Origin of the sequence: Anaerocolumna xylanovorans DSM 12503 (assembly GCF_900143645.1) — a bacterium.
GTDB lineage: Bacteria > Bacillota > Clostridia > Lachnospirales > Lachnospiraceae > Anaerocolumna > Anaerocolumna xylanovorans.
Window position 1 is genome coordinate 297,098 of record NZ_FRFD01000011.1, and the last position, 7,070, is coordinate 304,167.

Here is a 7,070-nt window from a genome sequence, read left to right on the forward strand (position 1 = left end):
TTGTTTGCAATCTGCACGATACTGCTCCAATAAAATTTGAAAAATGCCTTGCTTTCTTGTAACCAACATCTGGTGAGAAAGCAAGGCATTTTCTATTCTATTATTTCTTATTTATAAAGCGGGTATTTTTCAGTTAAAGACCTTACAAGCTCCATAGCCTCTGCCTTGTTCTTGTCCACATCTGCAATTAACAGACTGATAGCTTCTGCAATAACATCCATATCCGGGGCCTTCATACCTCTTGTTGTAACCGCAGGCGTTCCAAGGCGGATACCGCTGGTAACAAAAGGTGATGCGGGATCATTTGGAATGGTATTCTTGTTACAGGTTATATTTGCTGCATCCAACAGCTTTTCAGCTTCCTTACCGGTAACACCTTTATTCTGAAGGTCAACTAACATTAAGTGGTTGTCCGTTCCTCCTGAAACAATCTGAAAGCCCCTTTCGGTAAGCCCCTTGGAAAGAGCCTGTGCATTTTCGATAATATTTCCTGCATATACCTTAAAAGAGGGATCAAGAGCTTCTTTAAAACATACCGCTTTTGCTGCTATTACATGCATCAGGGGGCCTCCCTGAATTCCCGGGAATACCGCCTTATTAAGCTTATGCTCTTCTGCGAATTCCGCGCTGGATAAAATCATACCGCCTCTTGGTCCTCTTAAGGTCTTATGCGTGGTGGTAGTAGTTACATGAGCATAGGGAATAGGGCTTTCATGATAGCCTGCTGCTACCAGTCCTGCAATATGGGCCATGTCCACCATAAGGTAAGCACCTGCTGCATCTGCAATTTCCCTGAAACGTTTAAAATCTATCTTTCTGGCATAAGCACTGGCACCTGCCACGATTAATTTCGGTTTCACACTAAGAGCAATTTTCTCAAGCTCCTCATAGTCAATAAAGCCTTCATCATTTACTCCGTAGGGCACAATGTTAAAATAGCTTCCGGACATATTAACCGGACTGCCGTGTGTTAAGTGTCCGCCATGGGCAAGATTCATCCCCATAACTGTATCACCGGGTTTAATCAATGCGAAAAATACTGCCATATTTGCCTGTGCACCGGAATGAGACTGAACATTGGCATAAGTACAGCCAAACAGCTCCTTTGCACGCTGGATAGCCAGATTTTCTGCGATATCAACGAATTCGCAGCCGCCATAATACCTCTTGCCCGGATATCCTTCTGCATATTTATTCGTAAGAGGGCTTCCCATAGCAGCCATTACTGCCTTGCTGACAAAATTCTCGGAAGCAATCAGCTCAATATGATCTTCCTGCCTGCCGATTTCCTTCTGGATAGCCTCGGCAAGTTCTGTGTCAAATCCCACAACTTCATCAAAAGAATACATCTTTTTACCTCCATTGGCCTTTTAGCAGTATTATATCACAGCAAATCTATTATTAAAAGCGATATTTCACCCTATTGTAAATAAGCTGTGCTTATAAACGCGAATAATTATGCATCTTTCAAATTAGCTCTTAATCCCCTGGAGCATTAACTTTACCGTTTCTTTCAGCATCTCTTCACAATATCCGTGTTCCTCTATATAATGCTCCCTTCTGGGAATTACTCTCTGTGCAATACCAAAAGCTGCATTGACCAGCACATCCGCCGCAAATTCCGGATTTTCCACCTTTTTTATACTGCCGTCCTTCATCCCCTCCAAAAACATCCGGTATATTCCCATATCCTTATTCTTATTAAACTGTATATATTCACTGGCTTCCTCTGACTCCGGGTAGCTGTCGGTAAAGTACTGGTCAAATTCATCCAGAAAACGAATCTCTTCTCTGCTGCTTATCAGCTTTTCCGCAAACAAATCCATTCCTTTCTCAAGCTTTTGGAAGCCGTTTTGAAGGTCTTTCTGCTCTATAAGAGTTCCTTCTATCGAATCTTTTAAGCTGCTAAGAATATCCTTTGCAATATAAAAGGCAATCAGCTCCTTGCCCGTAAAATGCCGGTACAGGGTGCTTCTTCCTATCCCTGTCTTTTTAGCAATATCCTTCATCTCCGTCTCACGTATTCCCTTTGTTAAAAAAAGCTCTCTGGATACCTCCAATATCTTCTTATCCATCTCATCTAATACCTTTGGCATTATTCTCTCTCCGTCCCATGTACTTATCCCTGCACATCCTTGAATTATTTTCTTCATTATAGGAGGTGCCATATTCATTTGTCAACCCGTTAAAAACAGCCCCGGAAAACGCATGAAGGAACTTATTGCAAATAACCAGATGATTTGGACTTATATTTAGGAATTTTCTATTGAAATGTTTCTAATGACACTTAAATGGCAGAAACTGTGACCTGGTAAAATTATACCATTGTTTGAGCTCACAGCGCTGCCTATTAGTAACTTTCAGCGAGTTTGGTATAAATTTGCATGTTAGGGAACAGTTGCTGGCGTTTTAGTGGAATTTGGAACGTTGAACGAGAAAATGAATAAATGTAAGTCCAAATCATCGTCATTTTATCAATACATCCTTCATACGTTTTCCGCGAGTATTTCCCCGCAATGCCTGTCCGCTGGAATAATATTTGTATTTTATGTATTTGTGATATAATACTATTAGATTATTCCCATAATCGTTTCCGCACTTAAGCAAAATTCCACCAGAAAGGACAATATTATGGACTTCGTAACATTAGGAAAAACAGGAATTACCGTTAATAAAAACGGCTTTGGTGCGCTGCCTATCCAAAGAATCACAAAGGAAGAGGCTGCCCGCCTGCTAAGAAAATCCTATGACAAAGGCATACGTTTTTTTGATACCGCCCGCTTTTATACAGACAGTGAAGAAAAAATCGGTTATGCCTTAAAGGATGTAAGAGAAAATATTTATATCGCCTCTAAGACAATGACTACAAAAGCAGAGGAGTTCTGGAATCAGTTACATACAAGCTTAAAGGAATTGCAGACGGATTATCTGGATTTATACCAATTCCACAATCCTTCCTTTTGTCCCAAACCAGGTGACGGAACAGGACTGTATGAAGCAATGCTAGAAGCCAGGGAAATGGGACTTATACGCCACATCGGTATCACCAATCATAGAATAGCTGTTGCAAGGGAAGCCATCGAGTCCGGTCTTTATGAGACCTTACAGTTTCCTTTCAGCTATCTTTCCACAGAAAAAGAGCTGGAGCTTGTTAAGCTATGTAAGGAACATGATATGGGCTTTATTGCAATGAAAGCCCTGTCCGGGGGACTGATTACAAAATCCGCCGCCGCGTACGCTTATCTGGCACAATTTGATAATGTACTTCCCATCTGGGGTGTTCAAAAGGAGGAGGAACTGGACGAATTCCTGTCCTATATTGATGCTCCGCCGTCACTTGACAAAGAACTGATGGCTATCATTGATAATGACCGTAAAGAGCTTGGCGGTGATTTCTGCCGGGGCTGCGGCTATTGTCTGCCATGTCCCAAGTCAATTGATATTCCCACCTGCGCCAGAATGTCCCTGCTAATCAGAAGAGCTCCCTTATCCGTCTATCTGAATTCCGAGCATCAGGATAAGATGGCTAGAATCAAAGAATGTATTAACTGCAATCACTGTAAAAACCACTGTCCTTACGGATTGGATACCCCCTCCCTTTTGACGGCCAACCTAAAGGATTATGAAACTTTTATCCATTAGAGATGACATCTCCTTGACTTCTTTCCGGCAAAATGATATATTCAAATTACAGCAGGACACGTGTCCCGCGCATAGTTCCGTTAACTATCATTAAGTAAAGGAGAATACTTATGGATGTTGAAAAACTATTATCTGAAATGTCATTGGAGGAAAAAGCATCTTTGTGTTCAGGAGCTGACTTCTGGCACACAAAGAGCATTGAGAGGCTTGACATACCAAATGTAATGGTATCGGATGGTCCTCATGGACTTAGAAAGCAAGCCGATGAAACCGACCACCTTGGCCTGTCAGAAAGCGTGAAAGCAGTCTGCTTTCCCGCAGCTTCTGCTCTGGCCTGCTCCTTTGATACAAATCTTATAAATACCATCGGAGAAGCCCTGGGAGATGAGTGCCAGGCAGAGTCCGTATCCACCTTATTGGGGCCTGGGGTTAACATGAAACGTTCCCCTCTTTGCGGACGTAATTTTGAATATTATTCCGAAGATCCCTATCTTGCCGGTAAGCTGGCAGCTTCTCTGGTAAAAGGTATACAAAGTAAGGGTATCGGTACCAGTGTAAAACACTTTGCCGTTAATAACCAGGAATACCGCAGAATGAGTATCAGTGCTGTGGCAGATGAGAGAACTTTAAGAGAGATTTATCTTGCTGCCTTTGAAACAATCGTAAAAGAAGCGAATCCTACTACTCTTATGTGTTCCTATAACCGTATCAACGGTGTCTATTCCTGTGAAAATGACTGGCTGCTTAACAAAGTCCTTCGCGATGAATGGGGGTTTGAAGGCCTGGTTATGACTGACTGGGGTGCCATGAATGACAGAGTAGCGGCACTAAAAGCAGGCCTTGACCTTGAAATGCCAGGCTGTAGAGGAATCCGTGACAAAGAAATCGTGGAAGCTGTCCAAAGCGGCGAACTGTCAGAAGAAGTACTTAATACTGCCGCCAGACGCGTACTTAATCTTGTAAAACACTACTATGATAATAGAAAAGAAAATGCCGTATACGATAAAGAGGCCCATCATGCACTGGCAAGAAGGGCTGCTGCAGAAAGTGCGGTACTGTTAAAGAATGACTCCATCCTGCCCTTAGAGCCTAAGGCAAAAGTTGCTTTTATCGGAAAATTTGCCAAGGTTCCCCGTTATCAGGGCGGCGGTTCCAGCCATATTAACAGCTTTAAGATAACAAGTGCTTTAGACGCTGTTAAGGACATCACAGAAGTAACCTATGCACAGGGCTATGATACGAAGGAAGATAAAGTAGACGAAGCGATGTTAAAAGAGGCCATAAAGGCTGCTGCGCAAGCAGAGGTAGCCGTTATTTTCGCCGGTCTTCCCGATGCTTTTGAAAGCGAAGGTTATGACAGAACCCATATGGAACTGCCCGAATGCCAGAACCATCTCATTAAAGAGATTGCAAAAGTTCAGAAAAACATTGTTGTTATTCTTCATAACGGTTCACCGGTAAGAATGCCCTGGCTTAATGATATAAAAGGACTTCTTACAGTTTATCTGGGAGGCCAGGCGGTAGGCGGTGCTTGTGTTGATTTGCTTTATGGCAGGGTCAACCCCAGCGGTAAACTTGCTGAAACCTACCCTCTTTCCCTAAAACATAACCCTTCCTACTTAAACTTCCCCGGCACCGAAAAGGAAGTTGTATACAGCGAAGGTGTTTTCATAGGCTACCGCTATTATGATGCCAGGGATTTAGAGGTTCTCTATCCTTTCGGCTATGGATTAAGCTACACCGACTTCGAATACAGTGACCTTAAGGTAACTCCGGACAGCAATTTAAAAGACACGGATACTATTACCGTAACGCTGAAAGTGAAGAATACCGGTAAAGTAACCGGTAAGGAAACGGTACAGTTATATATCCATGACAAAGAAGCTTCTGTACAGCGTCCGGAAAAAGAGTTAAAGGGTTTTGCAAAAGCAGAGCTTGCTCCCGGTGAAGAAAAGGAAGTATCCTTTACACTTGACAGCCGTTCTTTTGCTTATTACAGCAAGGAGTTAGGCGACTGGTATGTGGAAACCGGTGATTTTACCGTAATGATCGGAAAGTCATCCCGTGACATTGTACTCACAAGGGATATTTCTGTTACAGGAACAAAGACGATTCCTTTCGTAGCAGACTGCACCACCACCGTAGGCGATATTATGAAATATGTTAAAAATGCTCAGGAATTAATGCAAAAATACGGCGGTGAACTTACTCCTTCTCTTCCTGCCGATGATGATGGCAGTCTGGGTGAAGGAACTGCAGAGATGATGCGCCAGATGATGGCAGGCACTCCCTTGCATTCCATCATCTCCTTTGGCGGCGAATTTACCTCGAAGGATATACAGAATATAATTGATTCCTTAAACAGTCAGAATTAGCAGAGTTTTTCACTTATATTGAAGAAAATAATTTATACTCCAGAGGCCCTCCTCTTTTAGTAAAAAGGAGGACAGATTATGTTGTCAGGTATGTATGTGTAAAGTGAACATCCTATATACGTTTAACACATACAAACCTGACAATGTGTCTTGAAGTCAGTGTGCGAAGAGAAAACAGACCACTCCTTTTTATCGAACTAAGAAAATGAGATGACCCTTTTTATTAAAATGTATGCTGCTTAAGCCATTCCATAAGTTCTTTAGCATTGCATAACGGATACATAGCAGTGGAATTTAGCGAATTGCTGGTTATTAATAAGAATAAATTCTCCCATGAATTTCTTTTTTCAAATGGCTCCAGTCTCCTGATCCATTTTCTAAAACCTCCGCTAAGAAAATCATCAGCCATAAATCAGGAATATTGTCTCTTAGTAAATAACTATTTAAGTTAAAATAACTTATTATATCTGTTCCAAAATAGCACAATCTGCAGTAACCATGCATTCCATCCCTTTCAGAGTCTTGTCTACCTCATTTATACAGTAAACCCCCGTAATAAAAGAGTGCTTTGCCAGCTCCTCGTTTATCAGCATGCTTAACCTGTCGGAGTTTAATACTTGTGCATCCAGATAGAGCACAGCCTTCACAGCTTTTTCTTTACTAAAAATTTCAATACATCTCATGTTCTGGTTCTATTGATGCCGAAAATTGGGATATTACTATCTTCGCCGATTTCAATACATCTCATGTTCTGGTTCTATCGAGATAGCATATCAAGAACAATTAATATCTTGGAATTTCAATACATCTCATGTTCTGGTTCTATCCGTTGCTGTGCTCTCCATAAGCTACTCTTGTCTTATTTCAATACATCTCATGTTCTGGTTCTATGGTTATTGCCTTGTTTGCGGCATTTACAAAGCGCAATTTCAATACATCTCATGTTCTGGTTCTATTCGTAGTTAAACTCTATCTGGCCAGGTACCTGGCATTTCAATACATCTCATGTTCTGGTTCTATAAATATAACACAGGAGCTATTGCAAGCGGCAGT

General features: G+C 41.7%; 5 protein-coding genes and 1 CRISPR repeat array. Of the genes, 2 read left to right on the forward strand and 3 right to left on the reverse strand.

Annotated features, from left to right (window positions below; translation table 11 throughout):
* Window positions 1-107: 107 nt before the first annotated feature.
* Together glyA and BUF11_RS18995 are read right to left on the reverse strand one after the other, a co-directional pair.
* Window positions 108-1,349 carry a serine hydroxymethyltransferase gene (glyA, locus tag BUF11_RS18990; protein WP_073590426.1) on the reverse strand — a complete coding sequence of 414 codons (1,242 nt, stop codon included), beginning with the start codon at window positions 1,347-1,349 and terminating at the stop codon, window positions 108-110.
* Window positions 1,350-1,472: 123 nt separating this feature from the next.
* Window positions 1,473-2,096, reverse strand: coding sequence for a TetR/AcrR family transcriptional regulator (locus BUF11_RS18995; RefSeq protein ID WP_175562099.1), 624 nt, complete (start codon window positions 2,094-2,096; stop codon window positions 1,473-1,475).
* A gap of 535 nt (window positions 2,097-2,631) precedes the next feature.
* On the opposite strand from BUF11_RS18995, the gene BUF11_RS19000 reads away from it, so the two are divergent.
* Both BUF11_RS19000 and BUF11_RS19005 read left to right on the forward strand, forming a co-directional pair.
* A complete protein-coding gene (locus tag BUF11_RS19000; protein ID WP_073590428.1) occupies window positions 2,632-3,642 on the forward strand; it encodes an aldo/keto reductase in 1,011 nt (336 codons plus the stop codon).
* 110 nt (window positions 3,643-3,752) lie between these two features.
* The gene (locus BUF11_RS19005) at window positions 3,753-6,017 is read left to right on the forward strand and encodes a glycoside hydrolase family 3 C-terminal domain-containing protein (RefSeq protein ID WP_073590429.1); all 2,265 of its coding nucleotides are present in this window, start codon (window positions 3,753-3,755) and stop codon (window positions 6,015-6,017) included.
* A 461-nt stretch (window positions 6,018-6,478) separates the two neighbouring features.
* On the opposite strand, the gene BUF11_RS24495 is transcribed toward BUF11_RS19005, so the two are convergent.
* Window positions 6,479-6,664, reverse strand: a complete 186-nt coding sequence (locus BUF11_RS24495; RefSeq protein ID WP_330393914.1) for a DUF5616 domain-containing protein — start codon at window positions 6,662-6,664, stop codon at window positions 6,479-6,481.
* Window positions 6,665-6,683: 19 nt separating this feature from the next.
* A CRISPR array of direct repeats spans window positions 6,684-7,037; the repeat unit is 30 nt; unit sequence ATTTCAATACATCTCATGTTCTGGTTCTAT.
* Window positions 7,038-7,070: the final 33 nt, after the last annotated feature.